Raw genomic sequence first — 20,948 nt, 5'->3', positions numbered from 1 at the left:
TTTCAACCAAACACAGGAAGTATGCTGCTACCAATCGGGGATGACAACAGCGATCGCCACATTACACCCATTGTTACCTGGGCCCTTATCGCTGTCAATATTGGCGTTTTTGTTTTCCTTCAGGGGCTGGGAAGTAATGCAGCCTTTACTTATGCTTTTTCCACTGTACCGGGCGAGATCCTGAGTAACAGGGATATCATTACCGAGGGCAAGTTGGTCAGGGACCTTGCTTCGGGGCAGGTTTTTGAAATGCCGGGGCTACAACCCACCCCTATTCCTGTTTACCTGACCATGCTCACTTCCATGTTCATGCATGGCAGTATTGGCCACCTCGCAGGGAACATGCTCTACTTGTGGATATTTGGAGACAACCTGGAAAACCGGCTTGGCCACTTACGCTACCTGCTTTTCTACCTGCTATGCGGCATTATAGCATCCCTCTCCCATGTAATTTTCACCCAGGTTACTGGTGCGGACCCACTGATTCCCAGTCTTGGCGCTTCAGGGGCCATTTCGGGGATCATGGGCGGATACCTGTTACTATTCCCCAGGCGAAGGGTGAATGCACTACTCGGATGGTTTATCATTGCCATTCCCAGTTGGGTTGCCCTTGGCATGTGGATCCTCCTACAGGTGGTCAGCGGCTTTGGCTCAATTGCCGGTCAATCTGATGGTGTAGCCTATGCTGCCCATATCGGCGGGTTTGCTGCCGGCTTCCTCCTGATCAAGTTTTTTGACAGGGGCGCCCCTACCCCTCCAACACCAACGCGCAAACAACAATGGGTGTATAGAAGGCAGGCCCGTAACTGACCCTGCCGATACTTGAAATTAAAAACTGGAGAAGGTATTGATCCTGCTGATCAGCGACTGGTAGCAGTTCTGGATGAGTCGTTCAGCGATCTGGTTCCTTGAAGGAGCATAGTCATCATACCGGTTATTGATCAATGCCCAATCTTCGTTGGTCAGCGCCCTCCTATCCCCGGTATAGGTTGCCCATTCCTGCTTCCAGTCCAAGCGATCCGGGAACCTGTCGTAAAGGATATTGCCATTGCTTTCCCTGTCATATATCCTGCACTCAAGGGTGGCATAGCTGGACATGAATTTTCGGTTAACCCTTACTGTTGCATATACAGTTTCATAAACGGGCCTTGGGGGGTTGGATTTGGTAGAACCTGTTTGTATCTGTTTGGACCGTTGATAGGTCCGTGAATCCTGGTGCACCTGGTCAACAAAAAGGTCCACGAAATTCAGGTCCACGATCCTGTCCGGCACCAGTTGCCTTGACCTTAATTCCCAGTCCGTATAAAAACGGACATTCCTGAAAGACCTTGCATTGAGGTCCCTCACCATTTGCTGTTGTAGCCAGTCGTTCTGGAATCCCCAGTAGTTCCAACCGAAATTGTAATAATTCACTGGGTTGACCAGTACACGAATGGTGGCCTTCTCTGCTGCCAGGGCAAGCATTTGGTTCACATCCTTAAAACCGGGATAGGCCTTTGCTGCCTTTTCAAAATTATCATATGCCATTTGGGCGTATTGACGGGTGCTATACCCCATAAAGGTCATGCCTGCTTCATAGTATTCTTCTGCGGCCCTCAACTTTACCCTGGCAATTGCATCAGAGGGGTTCCAGGGATCGGGCACAGCCGCGCTGGCCGCCGCTGAAGCCCTGATCTGGTCATGCATTTGTTGCAGCACCATCAGCTCCTGACTGATCTCCATATACCTGTCCCCTGGCAATCCAAGGTCCTTGATCTGGGCATTGATCTCTTTCCTTTTATCTAGGGCAGCCTGGTAGGCATCAGGCAGCTGCCTGGCTGCATCCTTATCACCCGGGGTCTTATTCAGTTTCTCGATCAGTTCAAAGACCAGTTTGTCCTCGTAAGTGTATCGCTTGGCAACCGGGTTGGAAGACTTACACCCAAGGAAGGCGATCAATAAAAACAGCAAGAATAACCTGGGCAATTTCATATGATAAATTATTTAATACAAATAAATGACTTTGTGTAGAATGACAAAAAAAGCCCCGTCGAAACGGGGCTTATATTCCATAAATCTTTGCAAAACTATTACACCAGCATCCTCAAAGGCTCTTCCAACAGGCCTTTCAGGGTTTGCAGGAATGCTGACCCGGAAGCGCCATCCACTACGCGGTGGTCGCAGCTCAGGGTCACTTTCATGATATTTCCGGGTACCACCTGGCCATTCTTCACTACCGGCACCTGTTGAATAGCACCAACGGCGAGGATACAGCTATCCGGCGGATTAATAATGGCAGTGAAATCCTCAATACCAAACATACCCAGGTTACTGATGGTGAAGGTGCTGCCTTCCCAATCAGATGGTTGCAGTTTCTTATTCTTGGCACGGGTGGCGAAGTCTTTCACTTCGGTAGCGATCTGGGCGAGTCCCTTGGTATCCGCAAAACGAACTACGGGAACCAGCAATCCATCCTCAACGGCTACGGCTACCCCAACATTTACATGGTGGTTGACGCGGATGGTATCCCCCAACCAACTGCTGTTCACAGCAGGGTGTTGTTTCAATGCAATGGCCACGGCCTTGATCACCATGTCATTGAAGGAGATCTTAACTGGAGCCACTTCATTGATCTGGGCGCGGCTGGCAACAGCCTTGTCCATATCAATACTCATGGTCAGGTAGAAGTGGGGAGCTGTAAACTTGCTTTCAGCCAGTCGACGGGCAATGGTCTTCCTCATCTGGGAAACAGGCCTGTCTTCAAAGCTTACCTGTCCTGCAGGTGCTGCAGCGATAGCAGGTGTTACGGTTGCTTTGGCAGCCGGGGCTTCAGCCGCAGCGGCAGGCTTGAAGTTATCGACATCAGCCTTCACGATCCTACCCCCGTCACCGGAACCGGCAACCTGGGCGAGGTTGATACCCTTTTCCTGGGCCATTTTCCTGGCAAGCGGTGAAGCCTTGATCCTTCCATTCTCAGAAGCAGCTACAGGGGCAGCTTGTGCAGCAGGGGCTGCAGCTGGTGCCGTGGGAGCAGCCGGCTGACCGGATGAAGCAGTGGCAGCAACAGCGCCACCCTTGGCAGCAGCGATGATGGCATTCAGGTCTACTTTGCCTTCTTCCCCGATAACACAAAGAAGGGCATTCACCGGAACCTTATCACCAGGCTGTGCACCAATATATAATAGGGTACCATTCTTATAACTTTCCAACTCCATGGTGGCCTTATCGGTTTCCACTTCTGCCAGCAACTCACCCTTGGACACCTTGTCACCAACTTTCTTGTGCCAGGCAGCGATAACCCCTTCGGTCATGGTATCACTCAGGCGGGGCATCAGGATCACTTCCTCCACCTTGCTGAGGTCAAGGCCTGCAGCAGGGGCAGCTGCAGGAGCCGGGGCGGCCTCTGGCGCAGGGCTTGCAGCAGCAGGGGCAGCACCACCATTGATCAGTCCACTGATATCTTCCCCTGGGTTACCAATGATGGCCAGCAGGTCATTCACCTGCAACTTTCCTCCCTTTTCAATGCCAATATGCAGCAAAGTGCCATCCTTGTAGCTTTCCAGCTCCATGGTGGCCTTATCCGTTTCTACTTCAGCCAGCAATTCACCCTTCTTTACCGTATCGCCTACTTTCTTGTGCCAGGCTGCGATGACCCCTTCGGTCATGGTATCGCTCAATCGGGGCATCAAAATCACTTCTGCCATTGTGAAGAATTTATAGTTTGGTTTTCGTTTGCTTTTGAGAGGCCGAAATTAATGCAAAATGAGGAAAGCGGATGAGGGAAGGTAAATTTTGGATCACGACCATACAGATGACAACAATTCCACATATGAAAAAAATGACCCAGGCAACCTGCCGGGAAAACCCGGGGTCCTTGGTTCTACCATAGTTTGGTTAACTTGCGCCCATGCACATCACTAAAGCAGAATACCTGATCAGCAGCCCCTCGGTGGATCAATGTCCTTCGGCAGACAGGCCCGAATATGCCTTTATTGGCCGAAGCAATGTAGGGAAATCCTCCCTGATCAATATGCTTTGCAACAACCAGAAACTGGCCAAGACCTCTGGTTCACCAGGAAAGACCCAGTTGATCAACCATTTCACCATTACCAGTGTGAGTAAGGAAGGAGCAAGGGATTATTCCCAATGGTACCTGGTCGACCTCCCCGGTTATGGCTTTGCTAAGGTTTCCCAAAACCAGCGCAAGCAATGGGAAAAGATGATTGAAAAATACCTTCGGGAAAGGGAGAACCTGGTCCAGGTTTTTGTATTGATCGACAGTCGGCATGATCCCCAAAAAATTGACCTGGAATTCATCGACCAATTGGGCGAATGGGAGATTCCCTTCACCCTTGTATTTACCAAATCAGATAAGGAAAACCAACGAACGGTATCCCTGAATGTGAAAGCCTTCCTGAATGCCATGAAGGCCACCTGGCAATTCCTTCCGGCGCATATTGTGACCAGCGCGATCAAGAAAACAGGCAGGGATAAGATTTTACAGTTAATTGCCAGTGCCAACCAGGATTTGACAAAATAGTCCATAAGGTTTTGGATTTTTCAGTGTAGATTTCCGTTATACAAGAAATCTATTATATGAAACGTTTTATCGCCTGCCTTGCAGCCTTTCTTTTTATCCTGAATTCAAGCTTTGCGCAGAGCAGTTTTAAGGATGATGCCAAGACTGTTTTTGAGACCATCAAATCCAACATGTTCAAGAATGGTTACCAGTACCAGATTACCTTTGAAAATGCTTCAGATGCATCCATGTTCGTGAAGGAAAAAACCGACTACATGGTATTCTTTGTATACGATAATTCAGGCTATCCGGCTCCCGACTTTAAGCTTTACCTGATGAACCCCGATAATGAAATGAAGAAAAAATATAGCGCCCGACCCGATGACGTGGGCCAGGTTGGGGTGGCCAGGGTGGCCAGGGCAAAATTTGCAACCAAGAAATTCACCGGCGATAAGGATAAATACCCGATCAAGATCGAATCCAAGCCCAATGCCAATATTTATATTTTCTACAGGGGATAATACCCTTTATACCGGAACTGACCAGGGGCCATTGCAACAGCAATGGCTTCTTTATTGGTGCTTGGTGAGAAGGTAATTGGCCCTGGTGAGGTGAGGGGAGACAAAGGCCCTGGCAGTGCGGTTACACCACCTTGGACAATTGCTATAGGGATGCCGGTCAGTTCACCACCTTATTGGCGCAGCTACTGCTGGCGAAAGCTTCAGGCTTGGCCTTGAAAGCAAAGCCCATACCCAGGATATAACCCATTGCTTCCTTCAGGGCATCATTGCTCTTGAAATGCGGATTGGTGTTTATGTCGGCATGTACCTCCATATCCACATTGTACTCGGTGAACAGGTTACAAAGCTCATAGGCCACTTCAATACTCTTTGCAACCTCTACCAGCATCCGCTCCTTAATGGAATAGGACTGCCTTGTTTTCTCATTGTGGATGAACATGAAACCTCCATGTCCTTCCCTTAAAAAAACAATGACCGTGGCAAACTCAGTCTCACTGCCTTTTACCTGGGAGTCGGTGCCAATGCATACCTTGAGGTGATAACCCTCCTCGGTTTCCCGCTTGATGGCTTTTTCTACGGCGTCACGGATCGGGAGATCCAATGCATCGCCGTTAAACTTTCTCCATAACATATATAATGGGTTTTCCTAATTTACCAAAAAACCCATTAGCAGAAACAACAATAGATCAGGGAATAATCAACATTTGTTGATAACCTTAAACAGGTGCTCAGTACTGACCCGTGCTCAGTAATACCAGGGTGCAGGCTTCCAGCGGCTCGATCCCCTTTTCCTCAGCAAGCTGGGCAAGTTCTTCATTCTCGGCGCCGGGATTAAAAATGATGCGCCTGGGTTGCAGCGAAAAAATATAATCGTAGTATTCCTGCTGGTGTGCGGGGGATAAATAAAGGGTCACCGTATCTATATGCTGGAAGGCTGGCCTGTCCTGGTGTACTTCCACATCTCCTACCACCATTGCCTTACGGCCAATCGCTTCCACGGCAAATCCTTTCTGGCGAAGCATATTCATGGCCAGGTAACTATATCGTTGAGGATTATCTGAGGCACCCAGCACCAATGTTTTCTTTCCCATATTCATGTCTGCAGATTAACTAAAATATTCGATACCGCCTACGGGGTAAGCGCTCCACAATTTCCCGGAAGGCTGATTCCAATTCGCCAAACCTGAACACGAAACCCGACTCCATCAACCTTGTTGGCAATACCCAACGACTCTTCAACAATAACTCTGGTTCAGTTCCGACCAGTCGGGCACCTATTGCCAGCATCCATTCCATAGCAGGAAGCCCGATCTTCACCCCACATACCTTTCTCAATGTACGCATGAACACCTCATTGCTAACCGGGTTAGGCGAAGAACAGTTATAAACACCCTGCATTTCATTATGTTCGAAGATCCATTCCATGCTTCGCGCAAGGTCTTCCATATGGATCCAGCTAAATAGCTGATTGCCGTTGCCCTGCTTTCCGCCCAGCCCCCACTTCACCAGGTTGAGATAGGGCACCATCACACCACCATCACCCAGGGTTATCGCGGTTCGCAAGGCCACCTTCCTGGTTGTTCCAACTTTCTGCGAAAAAAAGGCCTCCTCCCAACGCTTGCAAACCTGTACGGAAAAATCATCATGGTATTCCCCAGAATATTCATCCATGGGCCGGTCCAGTGCATGCCTGTAAATAGTGGCCGATGAAGCATTGATCCATAAGGCAGGCGGACGGGATAAGCCTGCAATAGCTTTACCCAATGCAATAGTAGGCAGGGTCCGGCTGTCGAAAATAACGCGCTTGTTGGCTTCATTGTAACGACAATTCACCGAACGCCCGGCCAGGTTGATCAGCAGGTCCGCGCCTTCCAGTTCTGCCACCCATGGCCCATCATTCGCCCCGTCCCATTTTACCACCCTGCAAAGTCCATTGACTCCGGGAATGGAGTGACCAAACAAATTGCTTGCCTGGTCATCCAACTGCCTTGATAGCACCACTATTTCATTTTCCTTTCCCCATTTGGCTACCAGTGACTGCCCGATAAAGCCGGTCCCGCCAGCAATGATGATCTTCTTAGCTTTCATGATTCTTTATTTTCGATATTTTCAATATCTTTTGAAAATTAATCCCGAAATAAAAACCGGTTTCCCGGTTCTTACTTCTAAAAGGTTGATTTATTTGATCAATTTCATCAGGCTTCCCCAGAACCAACTCTCATCTGCCCTGATCATAGTGTCAAGGGTCTTATCCGCCTGGCGGGCAAATTTCCGGATGGAACCAACTGTTTCGGTAAACTGTCTGACCTCAGGATCCTTCTTGTCCCCTTCCACCTCCTGCAACTGGTCCAATACCCTCATCATGGGATCCAACTCCCGCTTTTTCCGCTCTTTGATCACCTGCCTTGCCACCCGCCAGATATCCTTGTCAGCCGTGAAGAACTCCTTCCTTTCACCACTAACCACTACCCTTTCCACCAAACCCCAGTTGATCAACTCCCGGATATTCATGTTGGCATTGCCCCTGCTGATGCTCAGTTGCTCCATCAGGTCATCCTGGCTCAAAGGGTTAGGGGTCACCATCAACAAGGCATGGATCTGGGCCATGGTCTTATTGATGCCCCACTGGGTTGCCAGTGATCCCCAGGATTGAACAAATTGCTGTTTGGCCGCTTCCAGTTTCATAACTTAAAGCTAGGCATCTTTTTCCAAACTTTCAATACTTTTTGAAAGTTTCTACTCCATGAGCCGGAAAGTAATGGGCTGCCGCTTATAACTCTTCACCTTCCTTCCATCCTGCATGGCAGGAACCCACTTGGGTGACTGCTTGATGATCCGCAAGGCTTCCTGGTCAATCGACCACTCAACAGATTGATAGATCATGGGATCAAGAACATTACCCTCCTTATCTACAATAAACTGGACAATAACCGTACCCTGGATCTCAGATGAAACCGCCCGTTCGGGATACTTCATATTCTTGTTCAGGTAGGCTGCCCAACCGGATAGCCCGCCGGGAAACTCGGATTCCTTTTCACTAAGCGCCAATTTCTGTGCAATACTATCAGGCAGTGTCTTGGCAGAAATAGTGTCTTTAAGGGGAACCGCTTTACCCTTGTCATAACGCACAGTTCGCACCAATTTTCCCGTATCATTTACCTTCCACCAATCCCCATGGGCCAGGTTGTCCTTAAAGGAGGCAATAGAATCGATCATGCCTTTGCTGTTGTAGTAGTAAAACTCACCATGGGCAATCGTAGCATCCTTGTCCTTGAAACTCTCATACCGGATCCTCGGTCCAAAAAGGTTATAATAACAGTAATGCCAGAGGCTGTCCCCTTCTGACCAGAGATGCAGGAAATACTTAGCATCCTTCACTTCACTGGTCCCATTCTCATTCTTGTCCAGCAGGTAAAAAAAGTCCTTGCCCTTTGAAGACTGACCCATTGTGCAGAAAGACAGCAAAGAACCCAGGATAAAAAGGCAGATCGTATGTTTCATGAGACAAATTAAAATCCCAAGAAACAAAAACTCAAAGAATGGGGCAAGCCAAACCAGAAGATTTTCTAGACCCGGTTATGGAAACTGGCCTGATCGTTAATGCCAGGTACCCACCGCCGGACGCCATTTTGTTCTTGCTGAAAATATTCCCAAGGTTATGGAAGCCCATTAATAGCGGTCCCAGTTTAACAGCCGCGCCAACCCAGATTTTATTGGCACTATTATACTGTAAGGGAAGATAGAAACCCAGCCGTCTGGTCTCCCACCTTGGGGTGATCCGTATCAGGTTCATATCCTTCATGTATAAGCGATTTTCTCCCAGGAGCCCGCTCACCGGGATACTGAGTTCCCCATTGATATAAAAGGCATCAAACAAATAATGATCTGCATTGAATACGATCCGGGCTGGTGAAAAAATCTTGTAATTTCCTCCCAGTCCCCTAACTGAGGCGAAAGTGGCCAATGAATCATTAAAAGTTGGAAGGCTATTTACTGTAGAATCAAACTTCGCGTCAAGGGCTGGACCCGTAATGCCATTAGCTGGCACAAGTACCGACCTGCTCTCCACCCCATAACGGTACTGACCCCAACCCGCATCGAGAAGGGAAAGGCCAAACTTCCAGGTATAATCATAATATGCCTCCTCATCGACCAGGGCACCGGGTTCCCCACCATCCTTTATCAGCAGTTCCAACCCACCATCTACCGAAAAACCGGTCCTTGTTGCAGTCATGAAATTACGGAGGTTCGCATTAGTGGATGCCCCATCCTGCCACCTGTCATAATTAGAGGAATAACCATAGATCAGGGAACCTCCCCTGACAACGTTGACCGGGCGTCCATCGATCACCTCGAACCCATGCTGCACATCATTCAGGTCTACCCTCGCACCGGATAATCCACGGTTGATCTTCACTGTTATACCGGCATTCAACCTGATATTGGTATTCTCAAAAATGGTCTGCCCATAGGACGCATACAATTCCAGCAGCGCCATACTTCTGGCTTTAATGGAAAATGGTTCCGTACCAAGGTTAATGGAAAGGAACTCATCGGCACTGCCAATGGTATCGGCATAGTTGTAACTGCTGCTCCTGATATCAGTTATCGCCCTGATATTCATTCCAAAGCCAATAGCCCTTCGCTGCCCCAAAGCCACCCTGGCATTCAGCAGGTTTAGGTTTACCTGCTCCTTGCCTTTCCTGGGATAAGTTCCACTATTGATGACAAAGGCTGAATTCATGGGATTCGACAACAAGGAATAATCCACAATGGTAACGGCATTGGTAGCATATTTGGCCTGTACACCAAACAAGGTAAAGTCCCAAGGGTAGGGAGTATTGACCATGGAAGCGGGATTATGATGCACCCCTAGTGCCCCTGAATGGTTGGATCCCTGGATCGCATGGTAATCCTGGCTCCATACAATCCCAGGTACCAGTTCCAGGGCAAGCCAACATAAAACCACAGCTAAATACTTCACCATTATGCGCTTAAAATACCTGTCCATGAGTTTGTCTTTCCAATTGCCTGACCAGGGCAGGGAAGGGTTTGATGACCCTCAGGAAACCTTCGGTCAACCATTCTGACCCGAAAAAACGCTGAATGGTCCTCCCTGCCTTCAACCTCCCCGAAAAATATTCCTGCCATTTTTTTTGATAGGCTTCTTCCATTTTCCGCCTTGACTGTGTACCCGATAAGAACTGCCCAACCTCATTTGCCACCAACTTGGCCGCATGCAATGCCATGCTCATGCCATTACCGCACAGTGGGGTGATCAACCCAGCCGCATCGCCAACCATCAGTATGTGCTCCCGAACCTGCTCCTTAGCAGCGAATGACACCTGGGATATACTCAAGGGTTGCTTCCATAAAAACTCAGCTTCATTGAATATCCTCGCTAAATGGGGATTCCTGGAAAGGATTTCCTTTTCCATGAGTGGGATGGAATTATTACATAATCCAAGGTTAATTGCCGAACTAAGGTAACAAAGGCAATATTTATCCCCTTCCACTTTCGAAATTCCACAATAGCCATTCCTGAAATTGTGAAGGGCGATTAAATCACTCTCCATATCGTAACGGATATGGTATTTCACCCCGATATAATTATCGAGTTTCCCAGCCTTGCGCTGAACAAAATCCCTGCCCAGTTTCCTATCGAGGTTACTACGCTTTCCCTGGCTGCCGATCACCACCCTGGCCGGATACTGATGCCCTCCGGCATGAATATGCGACAACTCATTCCCGGCCTCAATACTATCCACCTTAACTCCTTCCAATAATTCAACGTCCGCCACCCTCGCCTCCTGTGCCAACAGGGCATCCAATTGGTAGCGACTAATACCAAAACCACCCATCTCAAGGGGGACAGCAACGGAAAAACCGGATGGTGCACTTACCAGCAACCTGCGGATGGCCGGAAGGTCCATCACATTCACCGGCACCCCAAGCTCCGCCAGGAATGGCCTGCTTTCCTCACTGATATATTCCCCACAAACCCTGTGGAAAGGGTACTGGTGACGTTCAAACAATACTACCCGATGACCTGCCCGCGACAATAGAATGGCTGAAGCAAGGCCCGCCAGACCTCCTCCTATGACTGCAACGTCGTATGGTTGGTTATTGATCATGGCTTGGTTCTTTCTTTACTACCAGTAGCCAGCGGAATGCCCATTGCCATTTTAACTCATATTGGCTGATACCGGCCTTTGCCATCAGTTGCCGGATCTCGCTCCTATTAAAACCACGCAGGACAGATAAAGGTGCATCATGCTTAACCAGGAATGAATTTGAAAATAACTGCGTCAGGATCCTGATTGCCATATAGGCAATCCAATTCCTGTGCAGGTCGTTGATAAAAAAACCAATCCTTGCATTTTCCTTCATCCAGCGAAACTGCTCTACCAATTCCTCATCGGTAAAATGGTGACAGAAAAGGGAAGAAAATATAATATCAGGACGCTGCTTAAAGGATACCTTACGGTAATCGCTAACTATATAATCGCCTGGCCCGAAGTTCTGTTGGGCATAGGCAATACAATTGGCATTGATATCAATCCCGATATAACGGAACTCATTATTCAATCCCTTTAATTCCTTATGGATTGCCTTAAGGTTATCACCACCACCACAACCCAGCTCCGTTATCAACAAACCATGCTTTCCATTCGCCAACCTTCGTACCCCCCTGAGCGTTATAGCATGCCCTCCTAAATGTGAATTGATATATTCCAACTCAACCATATTCTGCCTAATGGCTTCAAAACTATGGCCATCCTGGTCAAGCAACTCCAATTGGGCGGATCGTTTACGCATGGCAGTTAATTGGCAGATTCCAAACAAAATGTTTCCATGGTTAGTCCCGGGCCAAACGCGGCACCTAGTATTTTCCCTGAAAGTGATTGCTGCAGTAGTTCCTGCAATACAAAAAGAATGGTGGCAGAGGACATATTACCATAACGATTGAGTACTTCATAACTCGCCTCCAGCTTTGAAGGACCAAGGCCCAATGACTTTTCAATCGCCTGGAGGATCCGCTTTCCGCCAGGATGGATACACCATGCTTCAATACCTGATTGCACAGACCCATATTTACCGAGTGCCCTTTGCATGAACGGCCCAAAATCAGCCTGGATAAGGTCAGGCACATAGCCACTCAGTGTCATCAGGAAGCCCGAGGAAGAGAGCTCCCATGCCATATCCTTTTTCCCTGCCGGAACTACTTCGGAATAAAAGCCATTGATCATCCAGCCTGTTGCAGCCCCCCTGGTCCCCAATAACATAGCGGCAGCACCATCCCCAAACAACAGGGAGGCCGCGATATTATCCGGGCTGGGTTCTTTTTGGAAATGAAGGGTGCAGAGCTCAACACAAACGATCAAGACCCTTGCCTCTTGATCGGAACGGCATATCGCATCGGCGATCTTCATGGCATGCACAGCGGCATAGCAACCCATGAAATTCACGGATGTTCTCTGGATGTGATTGGCCAGCCCCAACAAGTCCATTAACTCCAGGTCTAGTCCGGGAGCACTCATTCCTGTACAACTTACTGTTATCAGGTGGGTGATATCCCTGGCATCGTCCCCTGTCCTATCAAGGCAATCCCGGATAGCCGCGACAGCAAGTGGAGCTGCATACCTATTATAACAATTCATTCGATCTTCCAATGTAGGAAATGGCTCCAATGTTGCCGAACGGGGATAGAATTGCCATTCCTCCTTTTCAATGCTGTAGTCAGGAATAACAGAATACCGGTCACGGATACCACTGCTCTGGTATAAAAACCTCAGCTTCCTTTCTTCTACGGCATCCAGACCATACACCTGTTGCATAAAACGAAGGATATCCGTTTGTGAGTGCCTGAATGGCGGCACAGCTGTTCCTATGGATAGAATACTAGTCAAGATATTTCCAGATAAGGATCATTAAAAAACCGGCGTTGGTGCATATTGCAGCTATAAGGTTCATCCGCATCGCATGGTCAAAATCAGCAGCAGCCTTATCCTTCCATACTAACCTGGCCCAATAAAGGAAATATGCCAATACCGGCAATTCGATCAATAATAACCAAAAGAACCTTTCCAACTCTAATTGGAGTCCGAAATGCAATCCCAATACAATGAATGCCAGGTTGAACATGATCGCGGATAAGCGGAATGTTCCCTTATGGCCCATTACCATACTGATGGTCCTCACACCATCTGCCTGATCGGCCTCATGCTGGTAAACCTGCGTTAATGGGTAGGATCCCGCGATCAATAAAGAACTGGCAAGCATTCCTGTTAAGGGTACATTAAAAGGCTGCTTCATATGCGAACCATGATAGGTCATCCAGAATACCAGCGCCCCCTGGCATAAAGCTACCACTCCATAACTTAACCAAGGATATTTTTTTAACCGGACCCTTCGGTCACTGTATGCCCTTGATGCCAAAATATATACCAGCAAGGCCATCGAAAACCAAATACTTACCAATAAACCCAGCAAAACAGCCACCAAATCCATTACCACTGATGCATACAGCAATTGTCTCCCCGGGGTTAAAGGCGCCCTCACCCCTCCTATCGGCCCGCTGTCCCTGTCCATATAACTATTGAAACCATTGCTTGCCGGATAGACCAGTACATGCAGGATAAAAAAAATCAGCAAGGCCTTCCCCGGATGCACATATAACACCTGGCTAAGCGCAAAAAGATAAACAGGCAGCAGGAAAAATGAAAAGTGAAAACGCAGTAATTGTATGGTCGATCGTTCAAGCATAATGGAAAAGTAGCGCTAAAAAGGATAGAACAAAAAAGCCTGCCATTTGGATCGGCAGGCTTAAAACTTTTAAAAGTCATACTCCCTTCGGAACATGTTCAACCTAACCCCCAGTGTAAAAGTGGTGCTGCTGCGGGTAAGTTTGGCATCGGCAGGCACATCCTGGTTACGATACATGATACTACCATCAATGAATAGATTCTCAAACAGCTCATATCCTACCCATAGGGAAGCATTCACCCCTGTTGACTTACTACCTGTTCCGATCGACCATCCATAATCATAGGGACGGGTGGTGTACAACCTGAAAATGTTGGAACCATAGTTGATGCCGGCCGAATCCAGGCCCTGCTTCCACGCGATCAACTTAGCCTGGATATTCCATTTGGGATGGGGCTGGTAGCGAACGATACCGATGGCCTCATAGAAATTAGCACCCCTGGGGTGAGCCAATGGCTGGTTATAATGGCTGTAGTTGGCCACGGAATCATAATGGCTATAGGTAAAGGGCCTGGCCAGGTTGAACTCCCCCTGGATGTCCAGGTTCTTGATACCAAACACATCAATGTATTTACCGCCCAGCTGGAAACCGAATTTGTTACCCCACCATCCTTCACCACCTTTCACTTCGCTGAGTTTAAATTCATCGAACAACACCTGTGAATAGAATTGGAACTTCCTGGCTACATTGACCTTCACATCCAAACCGATATTGGCATTATCGGGACTCCCATTCTGCTGTTCAATGGAGCGGAGGAAAATAATGGGATTCAGGTAGGAAAACTCAAAATGATTGGGGCGGCCATAGATGATCGCTTCAAAAAATCCTATGTTCAGCCATTTGGTAGCCTGCCAGCTCAAATGGTGCATCGCTGCATATTTCTTATCTAACAATTGCCCACCGTCATTTATGGGCTCCTGCGGAGTAAGTTCCATGAACAGGTTCTGGTAGTTCAATTTCCAGATCCGGGTATTCAGTTTCAGGAAGAGGTTATTGTTGCCAAAATCACTCAGGTAGAAAGTCCTGTAACCATTTCCTATAAAGTGTTTATCATAACCAAAGGAGACATTGATATACTTGGTCACATTGAAAAAAATGGAGCCTCGGGCATCCAGGTAATCATAGGCCGTTGTCTTAAAGGGTTTATAGAAACCGGCGCCCGGAACCGCCCTCATGGAATCCTCCCATTGGGTCACAAAGTACGGAGGCCTTTCCTGGTTATCGGTCAGGTAAAAATCGAAACCAATTTTTCCGGCGATCAATCCCCTGCCTCGGGCACCCTTGCTATTCAGGAAAACGCGCTCATCATTACCGGATTCACTGGATTGCTGTTGCTGGATCACCGGGTTGATGCTGAGAAAGAAATCCTTGGTATCCACAAGGGCGAAGTCCGACTTTACCTTATAAAAAGTCTTGAACCATGGCTTCCTGCTCTGGAAAGACTCCCTTGAACCGCTTACCCACTCATAATTGTTCATGAGGGCGTCCTTCATGTTGTGCATATCCACTGCAGAAACGCCGGCGCCACTATCTGCCAGTGGCATGGTCCGTTCAATGAATTTCACCCAATCCTTGCGGTTATAGGGCCGCAGGTGTTGGAAGGAAAGGGCACTGTCCCTGAACTTGATCTCCAACCGATCCATTAACTGCTGGTGCTTGTATCCCTGGGGAAGCATGCTGGATTGCGCAAACCCACCAACAGGAATAAGTAAAACAAGGCCGTACACCAGTCTTTTTATAATTTGCATCAGTTTCCTTTTTTAAGCTGAATTATTACAAAATATGCATAAATATATAATCAGGAATGCCCAAATCGTCAATGAGGGCAGGATCTTTACCGGCGATGTGCTCATTAATGATGGCCGAATCGAAAAGATAGACAGCCAAATCAATGCCACAAGTGCATATCGCGAAATAAACGCCGAAGGCAAATATTTATTACCGGGAGCTATAGACGACCAGGTGCATTTCAGGGAACCTGGCCTCACCCATAAAGCAAATATCTATACCGAGGCCAAGGCTGCCGTAGCGGGCGGGGTAACCAGCTTCATGGAAATGCCGAACACCCAACCACCTGTGTTCACCCAGGAATTACTGGAACAGAAATATGCAATCGGGGCCAATACAGCCCTGGCCAATTATTCCTTTTTCATGGGTACTTCCAATGACAATATTGAGGAGGTCCTGAAGACCAATGAAAAGAAGCAGGATGTTTGCGGGGTAAAGATCTTCATGGGATCTTCCACCGGCGGACTGCTGGTTGACAGCCCACTGGCGCTGGAAAAGATCTTCTCTGCTTCAGAGGTACTGATCGCCACCCATTGTGAGGATGAGCGCGTCATCAGGAGAAACCTGGAAGCTGCCAAAGCCTCGGGCAGGACATTGACAGCCGCTGACCACCCCATCATCCGCGATGAGGAAGCCTGCTTTGAGTCTTCTTTCTTCGCGGTGCAGATCGCCAAAAAGCACAATACCAGGCTGCATATCCTCCACATTTCCACAGAAAAGGAACTGCAGCTTTTCAGCAATATGCTTCCCCTTGAAGAGAAGCGGATCACCTCAGAGGTTTGCGTTCACCACCTGCACTTTACCGCGGATGATTATGCGCAGAAAGGCAACCTGATCAAATGTAACCCGGCCATTAAGGCGGGCCATAACCGTGAGGCCCTATGGAAGGCACTTCTCGATGACCGCCTGGATATCATAGCCACCGACCACGCTCCCCATACCTGGGAAGAGAAGCAGGAAGACTACCTCCACGCCCACGCCGGCCTGCCCCTGGTGCAGCATTCGCTCCCGCTCATGCTTCACTATGTGAAGGAAGGCAGGATCAGCCTGGAAAAGGTGGTGGAAAAAATGAGTCATGCCGTTGCCAGGTGCTTCCAGATAGCAGAGCGCGGTTTCATCAGGGAAGGCTATTATGCTGACCTGGTACTGGTGGACATGAACCAGGGCTTTACCATCACCAGGGAAAACATCCTGCACAAATGTGGCTGGAGCCCAATGGAAGGCATGCACTTCCCTGCTTCGGTTACGCACACCTTCGTAAGCGGCCACCTTGTTTATGAAAACGGCCGCTTTGATGAATCCAGGAAGGGAATGAGGCTGAAGTTCGATCGCTAAGCCTTCCCATAACTCATACGGCTTATCTTTTTGCCAACTCAACAATAATGGCGCAGGTTTTTACCTGCGCCTTTTTATTTGCCGTTGCCTCCCGGTCCCAGCCTGCAACGACCTGCCGGTCAAGGACTAAAAAAACGTATATTGATGGCGCTATGGACATTGACAAGACCTCATTACTTGACCTTTCCATTTTTCACCAGGAAGAAGAATTCTCCATTTTCCACCGGTTGAATTTTACCCAAACTTCCGGTGGCCGGGATTGGCTTGCCAAACTTTTCCAGGAACCCTTCAAAGACCTGGCGTCAATCAGGAAGACCCAGGATATCCTTCGTTTTATTGGGGAAAACCTTGATGACTGGCCCACCCAGATCAGCAATGGAACGATCATGGTGATCGAAAAGTTTTATGAAACCCCTATCGACACCATCCCCCACAGCAGCGGCCCCATCAATGGGTACACCTATAAACTCCTGCATAACCCGGACTACTCCTTGCTGCGGTACTCCATCAGTCATTTCGGGGACCTGGTCAGGGGTTTCCAGCAACTTTCCAAACTACTGGACAAGGAGAATACCCCTCCTACCATTAAAGGATTGATGGAAAGTGCTGCCATGTATATCAGTGCGCCGCTGTTACAGGAATTAGCTGCCCTTCCGGCCGATAAAAAGCTTAGCCCTTCGCAGGTGATCGAATATGGTCACCATATCCGCTACAGGTTCAAAAATGCATCCGCTGAACTGATCAATATCTTCAGCAAGCTCGATGCCTGGTATTCCATGGCATTGGCCATGAAGAAATTCAACCTGAGTTTCCCTTCCTTTAAAGAAAGCGATAAGGCCTATTTTGAAGCCCGGGACCTTTACCATATCCTGCTTCCTACGCCGGTTGCCTATGATGTAAGCCTGGGGACCCAATACAATTTCCTGTTCCTTACCGGTGCCAATATGGCGGGGAAGAGCACCTTCATCAAATCAGTAGGGGCAGCTGTTTACCTGGCCCATTTAGGGATGGGTGTGCCTGCACGGACATTGGAACTATCGTTATTCGAAGGCATCCTCAGCAATATCAATGTCACGGATAATATTATCCGGGGGGAAAGTTATTTCTTTAACGAAGTGCAGCGCATTAAGAATACGATCCTTAAGATCAATGATGGCAGGAAATGGCTGGTCCTGATCGATGAGTTGTTCAAGGGCACGAATGTCCAGGACGCCATGAAATGCTCCCTTACCGTTATCAAGGGACTTATCAAGATACCCAATTCACTCTTCATCCTGTCAACCCATTTGTATGAAATAGGGGAAGAACTCAAGCCCTATCCCAACATCAGCTTCAAGTATTTTGAAACTGCCGTAACGGATGACCAGCTCCAATTCAGCTACCAATTAAAGGAAGGCATCAGTAATGACCGCCTGGGATACCTTATCCTGAAGCGGGAAAAGGTAGTAGAGCTACTCGATAAACTTTGACCCATCAACCCGCCATGAAGAAAACAATCATTCGTTTATTGGTCGCCGTTACTATCCTGGGAGGCATCTACTGGTTATGGTCAATCAGTGGCCGGGCAGATGAGACCATTGGCAATACTGAACCCCAAAAAACAACGGAGCTTTCAGCCATCAATCCCCTGCCAGATACCATCAGAGGCAACCTGCTTGGCATCCAGCCCTACCTAACACCTATTGATTACAGCAGTAAGGCAAGGCTCGGATGGATCCTGGAGGAACAATTATCACAGGCCAGGGAGAAGGGTTGGATCAACAACAATACCATCGCCGTTTACCCGGAATATATTGGCACCTGGCTGGTTGCAGCAGGGGAAAAGACATCTATTTACGAAGCCCCGGATATGCAATCGGCCATGACCACACTGGTCCTTTCCAACCTGCCGCGGTTCATCCGGCATTATGCTTCGGCACCAAAAGGGACAGACAAAACCAAGCATGCGCTTTTCAGCATGAAGTCAGCGCGCATGGCAGAGCAATACCAGCAGGTTTTCTCCAACCTCGCAAAACAATTCAATGTAACGATAGTCGCTGGCTCCATTGTCCTGGAAGAACCCTATATAGATAAAAGCGGTAACCTGCGCACAGGTAAGGGAAGCCTTTACAACACTACGGCCGTCTTCTCGCCGGAAGGAAGCATCATGCCCCCTTTGGTGAAGAAGGCATTCCCCATCAACGATGAAAAACCCTTTACGGCTTGCGGCAAACCAGGCGATATGCCCGTATTCTTAACTAAGGCAGGTAATATGGGGGTGCTGATCTGTGCGGACAGTTGGTACCCGGAAGCATATACAGGTCTGGCCAATAAGGCCGAATTCCTTGCCGTGCCTTCATTGGCCAGTACCGACAGTATCTGGAAAGGACCCTGGATGGGTTACAATGGCGCTGCAGCACCCGTCGATGTAGACACTACCAGGTACCGAAAGATCACGGAAGAAGATGCCTGGGCGAGCTATAGCATGGGCGGAAGGGGACCTAAGGCGGGGATCCACCAGGGAATTAATGTATTCTTTACCGGGGATATGTGGGATATGCATCCGGAAGGAAGGGTACTATCATTGATTGGTGATTCTTTGAACATTTCAGCCCCTGCTCTTAAGACCAGTAAGGTCTATAACCTTTGGCTGAAAAATTAACCCGTAGACCATAACGCTTACCAATACCTGAAAACAATTCAATCAACCAACATGCTTGATGTCATTATTATCGGTGCCGGTTATTCCGGACTAAGTGCAGCCAGGGACCTCCTGGATGCCGGCAAGGACTTCCTTGTCCTTGAAGCCAGGGACCGGGTGGGTGGACGGATACACAGCCAGGCTCTCGAAAATGGGACCTACATAGACCTTGGCGGGCAATGGATAGGTCCCGGCCACGACAACATGTATGCGCTTTGCAGGGAATTCAATATAGAAACATTTGCCACCCATGATAAAGGGAAAAGCACCTTGTACTATGATGGTAAAAGAAAAAATTACAGGGGACTGATCCCACCCCTCCCACTCTTTACCCTTCTATCATTGAATAAAGGGATACAGGGAATCAACAAACTGGCCAGGAAAATAGAATGCAGTCAACCATGGGCAATGAAAGAAGCCAATCAATTCGACCAAATAACGGTTGCAGAATGGATGGAGCGCACCATGAAAAAAGAGATAGCGAGGAATATGTTCCGTACGGCATTTGAAGCCATTTTCGCCGCTGATCCCGAAGACATCTCCTTATTGCATGCCCTATTCTATGTTCGAAGCAATAACAATTTCGATTACCTGATGAATATCCGCAAAGGAGCACAGCAGGACAGGATAAAGGGAGGCGCGCAATTACCTGCCATAAAACTGGCGGCAACCCTTGGTGAACGACTAAAACTCAACCACCCCGTAACCAGCATTTCACAGGACAATGAAAAGGTTACCGTTACAGGTGCAGGCTTTTCATTTGAAGCGAAGAAACTCATCGTAGCCATCCCACCGGTTGTGGCCAGGGATATCAACTACCAGTTCCCCCTAACCGAAAAAAGGAAACTCCTGATGGACCAGCAGTTCATGGGGGCAGTGGTGAAATGCTATGCCATCTATAACAAACCCTTCTGGCGGGAAAAGGGACTCAATGGCTTATGTGCAGCCCCATCAGAACTCACTTCCGTAGTATTCGACAACTCCCCTGCTGACGGGAGCAAAGGAATACTCATGGGATTTTCACTGGCCAAACAAGCAAGGCAACTCATGGCGCTGAATGAAACAGACCGAAGGACTGCTATACTGGACTGTTTTAGCAGGTATCTGGGCGAGGAAGCGCGGAATGCAGAATTGTATATCGACAAAAGCTTTACCGATGAAACCTGGACGAAAGGTTGTTATGCGGGCATGATGCCAACAGGTGCCTGGACATCGATTGCCGACCTGCTGTCGAAGCCGGAAGGCCATATCCATTGGGCAGGAACAGAAACCGCCACACAATGGAATGGCTATATGGAAGGCGCTATCCTTGCTGGGAAAAGGGCCGCAAGGGAAATAATTGATTGCCTGAAATGATAC

General features: G+C 48.4%; 20 protein-coding genes. 7 read left to right on the top strand and 13 right to left on the bottom strand.

The window, feature by feature from the left end; genetic code table 11:
• Positions 1-21: 21 nt before the first annotated feature.
• Entirely contained in the window at positions 22-810 is a 789-nt protein-coding gene (locus tag KJS94_RS17740) for a rhomboid family intramembrane serine protease (protein ID WP_239804220.1), read from the top strand.
• An 18-nt stretch (positions 811-828) separates the two neighbouring features.
• On the opposite strand, the gene KJS94_RS17735 is transcribed toward KJS94_RS17740, so the two are convergent.
• Together KJS94_RS17735 and KJS94_RS17730 are read right to left on the bottom strand one after the other, a co-directional pair.
• A complete protein-coding gene (locus KJS94_RS17735) occupies positions 829-1,971 on the bottom strand; it encodes a hypothetical protein (protein ID WP_214449369.1) in 1,143 nt (380 codons plus the stop codon).
• Between the two features lie 98 nt (positions 1,972-2,069).
• Positions 2,070-3,683: a pyruvate dehydrogenase complex dihydrolipoamide acetyltransferase gene (locus tag KJS94_RS17730; RefSeq protein WP_214449368.1), complete on the bottom strand. Its 1,614-nt coding sequence runs from the start codon at positions 3,681-3,683 to the stop codon at positions 2,070-2,072.
• A 203-nt stretch (positions 3,684-3,886) separates the two neighbouring features.
• On the opposite strand from KJS94_RS17730, the gene yihA reads away from it, so the two are divergent.
• Together yihA and KJS94_RS17720 are read left to right on the top strand one after the other, a co-directional pair.
• Complete coding sequence (yihA, locus tag KJS94_RS17725; RefSeq protein ID WP_214449367.1) at positions 3,887-4,519, top strand: ribosome biogenesis GTP-binding protein YihA/YsxC; 633 nt, start codon at positions 3,887-3,889, stop codon at positions 4,517-4,519.
• Between the two features lie 56 nt (positions 4,520-4,575).
• A complete protein-coding gene (locus KJS94_RS17720; protein WP_214449366.1) occupies positions 4,576-5,019 on the top strand; it encodes a hypothetical protein in 444 nt (147 codons plus the stop codon).
• Positions 5,020-5,176: 157 nt separating this feature from the next.
• On the opposite strand, the gene KJS94_RS17715 is transcribed toward KJS94_RS17720, so the two are convergent.
• The 11 genes from KJS94_RS17715 to KJS94_RS17665 all read right to left on the bottom strand — a co-directional run bounded on the left by KJS94_RS17715 (position 5,177) and on the right by KJS94_RS17665 (position 15,534).
• Positions 5,177-5,650, bottom strand: a complete 474-nt coding sequence (locus KJS94_RS17715; RefSeq protein ID WP_214449365.1) for a ribonuclease H-like YkuK family protein — start codon at positions 5,648-5,650, stop codon at positions 5,177-5,179.
• Positions 5,651-5,747: 97 nt separating this feature from the next.
• A complete protein-coding gene (locus tag KJS94_RS17710; RefSeq protein ID WP_239804219.1) occupies positions 5,748-6,116 on the bottom strand; it encodes a CoA-binding protein in 369 nt (122 codons plus the stop codon).
• A 13-nt stretch (positions 6,117-6,129) separates the two neighbouring features.
• A complete protein-coding gene (locus tag KJS94_RS17705; RefSeq protein WP_214449364.1) occupies positions 6,130-7,107 on the bottom strand; it encodes a TIGR01777 family oxidoreductase in 978 nt (325 codons plus the stop codon).
• Positions 7,108-7,197: 90 nt separating this feature from the next.
• The gene (locus KJS94_RS17700; RefSeq protein ID WP_214449363.1) at positions 7,198-7,704 is read right to left on the bottom strand and encodes a GbsR/MarR family transcriptional regulator; all 507 of its coding nucleotides are present in this window, start codon (positions 7,702-7,704) and stop codon (positions 7,198-7,200) included.
• A 51-nt stretch (positions 7,705-7,755) separates the two neighbouring features.
• Positions 7,756-8,520 carry an energy transducer TonB gene (locus tag KJS94_RS17695; protein WP_214449362.1) on the bottom strand — a complete coding sequence of 255 codons (765 nt, stop codon included), beginning with the start codon at positions 8,518-8,520 and terminating at the stop codon, positions 7,756-7,758.
• Between the two features lie 31 nt (positions 8,521-8,551).
• Complete coding sequence (locus KJS94_RS17690; RefSeq protein WP_214449361.1) at positions 8,552-10,030, bottom strand: hypothetical protein; 1,479 nt, start codon at positions 10,028-10,030, stop codon at positions 8,552-8,554.
• A complete protein-coding gene (locus KJS94_RS17685) occupies positions 10,014-11,153 on the bottom strand; it encodes an NAD(P)/FAD-dependent oxidoreductase (protein WP_214449360.1) in 1,140 nt (379 codons plus the stop codon). The genes KJS94_RS17690 and KJS94_RS17685 overlap by 17 nt, the downstream gene beginning before the upstream one ends.
• Positions 11,143-11,838 (bottom strand): methyltransferase domain-containing protein, encoded by a 696-nt coding sequence (locus KJS94_RS17680; protein WP_214449359.1) that lies wholly within the window; start codon positions 11,836-11,838, stop codon positions 11,143-11,145. Before KJS94_RS17680 ends, KJS94_RS17685 begins: the two co-directional genes overlap by 11 nt.
• Positions 11,839-11,843: 5 nt before the next feature.
• A complete protein-coding gene (locus KJS94_RS17675) occupies positions 11,844-12,929 on the bottom strand; it encodes a type III polyketide synthase (protein WP_214449358.1) in 1,086 nt (361 codons plus the stop codon).
• Positions 12,922-13,785 carry a UbiA family prenyltransferase gene (locus tag KJS94_RS17670; protein WP_239804218.1) on the bottom strand — a complete coding sequence of 288 codons (864 nt, stop codon included), beginning with the start codon at positions 13,783-13,785 and terminating at the stop codon, positions 12,922-12,924. The genes KJS94_RS17675 and KJS94_RS17670 overlap by 8 nt, the downstream gene beginning before the upstream one ends.
• Before the next feature lie 69 nt (positions 13,786-13,854).
• On the bottom strand, positions 13,855-15,534 hold the full coding sequence (locus tag KJS94_RS17665) for a hypothetical protein (protein ID WP_214449357.1): 1,680 nt from the start codon (positions 15,532-15,534) through the stop codon (positions 13,855-13,857).
• A 34-nt stretch (positions 15,535-15,568) separates the two neighbouring features.
• Here KJS94_RS17665 and KJS94_RS17660 point away from each other — a divergent pair, with 34 nt between their 5' ends.
• From KJS94_RS17660 to KJS94_RS17645, 4 genes are read left to right on the top strand one after another with little or no spacing between them, the layout of a single operon-like run.
• Positions 15,569-16,909 carry a dihydroorotase gene (locus KJS94_RS17660; protein WP_214449356.1) on the top strand — a complete coding sequence of 447 codons (1,341 nt, stop codon included), beginning with the start codon at positions 15,569-15,571 and terminating at the stop codon, positions 16,907-16,909.
• Positions 16,910-16,956: 47 nt separating this feature from the next.
• Positions 16,957-18,378 carry a MutS-related protein gene (locus tag KJS94_RS17655; RefSeq protein WP_239804217.1) on the top strand — a complete coding sequence of 474 codons (1,422 nt, stop codon included), beginning with the start codon at positions 16,957-16,959 and terminating at the stop codon, positions 18,376-18,378.
• A gap of 14 nt (positions 18,379-18,392) precedes the next feature.
• Positions 18,393-19,550, top strand: coding sequence for a nitrilase-related carbon-nitrogen hydrolase (locus KJS94_RS17650; protein ID WP_214449354.1), 1,158 nt, complete (start codon positions 18,393-18,395; stop codon positions 19,548-19,550).
• Between the two features lie 51 nt (positions 19,551-19,601).
• Positions 19,602-20,945 (top strand): flavin monoamine oxidase family protein, encoded by a 1,344-nt coding sequence (locus KJS94_RS17645; RefSeq protein ID WP_214449353.1) that lies wholly within the window; start codon positions 19,602-19,604, stop codon positions 20,943-20,945.
• Positions 20,946-20,948: the final 3 nt, after the last annotated feature.

This window comes from Flavihumibacter rivuli, from assembly GCF_018595685.2.
GTDB classification, from domain to species: domain Bacteria; phylum Bacteroidota; class Bacteroidia; order Chitinophagales; family Chitinophagaceae; genus Flavihumibacter; species Flavihumibacter rivuli.
The sequence above is the reverse complement of the archived record's forward strand: the minus strand, read 5'-3'. Positions and strand labels throughout refer to the sequence as shown.

Excerpts from the sequence above, each read along its gene's own strand:
- KJS94_RS17695 (WP_214449362.1), bottom strand. The coding sequence starts at position 8,520 with ATGAAACATACGATCTGCCTTTTTATCCTGGGTTCTTTGCTGTCTTTC.
- KJS94_RS17645 (WP_214449353.1), top strand. The coding sequence starts at position 19,602 with ATGCTTGATGTCATTATTATCGGTGCCGGTTATTCCGGACTAAGTGCA.
- KJS94_RS17665 (WP_214449357.1), bottom strand. The coding sequence starts at position 15,534 with ATGCAAATTATAAAAAGACTGGTGTACGGCCTTGTTTTACTTATTCCT.
- KJS94_RS17710 (WP_239804219.1), bottom strand. The coding sequence starts at position 6,116 with ATGAATATGGGAAAGAAAACATTGGTGCTGGGTGCCTCAGATAATCCT.
- yihA (WP_214449367.1), top strand. The coding sequence starts at position 3,887 with ATGCACATCACTAAAGCAGAATACCTGATCAGCAGCCCCTCGGTGGAT.
- KJS94_RS17740 (WP_239804220.1), top strand. The coding sequence starts at position 22 with ATGCTGCTACCAATCGGGGATGACAACAGCGATCGCCACATTACACCC.
- KJS94_RS17650 (WP_214449354.1), top strand. The coding sequence starts at position 18,393 with ATGAAGAAAACAATCATTCGTTTATTGGTCGCCGTTACTATCCTGGGA.
- KJS94_RS17655 (WP_239804217.1), top strand. The coding sequence starts at position 16,957 with ATGGCGCAGGTTTTTACCTGCGCCTTTTTATTTGCCGTTGCCTCCCGG.
- KJS94_RS17660 (WP_214449356.1), top strand. The coding sequence starts at position 15,569 with ATGCATAAATATATAATCAGGAATGCCCAAATCGTCAATGAGGGCAGG.
- KJS94_RS17690 (WP_214449361.1), bottom strand. The coding sequence starts at position 10,030 with ATGGACAGGTATTTTAAGCGCATAATGGTGAAGTATTTAGCTGTGGTT.
- KJS94_RS17715 (WP_214449365.1), bottom strand. The coding sequence starts at position 5,650 with ATGTTATGGAGAAAGTTTAACGGCGATGCATTGGATCTCCCGATCCGT.
- KJS94_RS17680 (WP_214449359.1), bottom strand. The coding sequence starts at position 11,838 with ATGCGTAAACGATCCGCCCAATTGGAGTTGCTTGACCAGGATGGCCAT.
- KJS94_RS17705 (WP_214449364.1), bottom strand. The coding sequence starts at position 7,107 with ATGAAAGCTAAGAAGATCATCATTGCTGGCGGGACCGGCTTTATCGGG.
- KJS94_RS17730 (WP_214449368.1), bottom strand. The coding sequence starts at position 3,683 with ATGGCAGAAGTGATTTTGATGCCCCGATTGAGCGATACCATGACCGAA.
- KJS94_RS17670 (WP_239804218.1), bottom strand. The coding sequence starts at position 13,785 with ATGCTTGAACGATCGACCATACAATTACTGCGTTTTCACTTTTCATTT.
- KJS94_RS17700 (WP_214449363.1), bottom strand. The coding sequence starts at position 7,704 with ATGAAACTGGAAGCGGCCAAACAGCAATTTGTTCAATCCTGGGGATCA.
- KJS94_RS17685 (WP_214449360.1), bottom strand. The coding sequence starts at position 11,153 with ATGATCAATAACCAACCATACGACGTTGCAGTCATAGGAGGAGGTCTG.
- KJS94_RS17720 (WP_214449366.1), top strand. The coding sequence starts at position 4,576 with ATGAAACGTTTTATCGCCTGCCTTGCAGCCTTTCTTTTTATCCTGAAT.
- KJS94_RS17735 (WP_214449369.1), bottom strand. The coding sequence starts at position 1,971 with ATGAAATTGCCCAGGTTATTCTTGCTGTTTTTATTGATCGCCTTCCTT.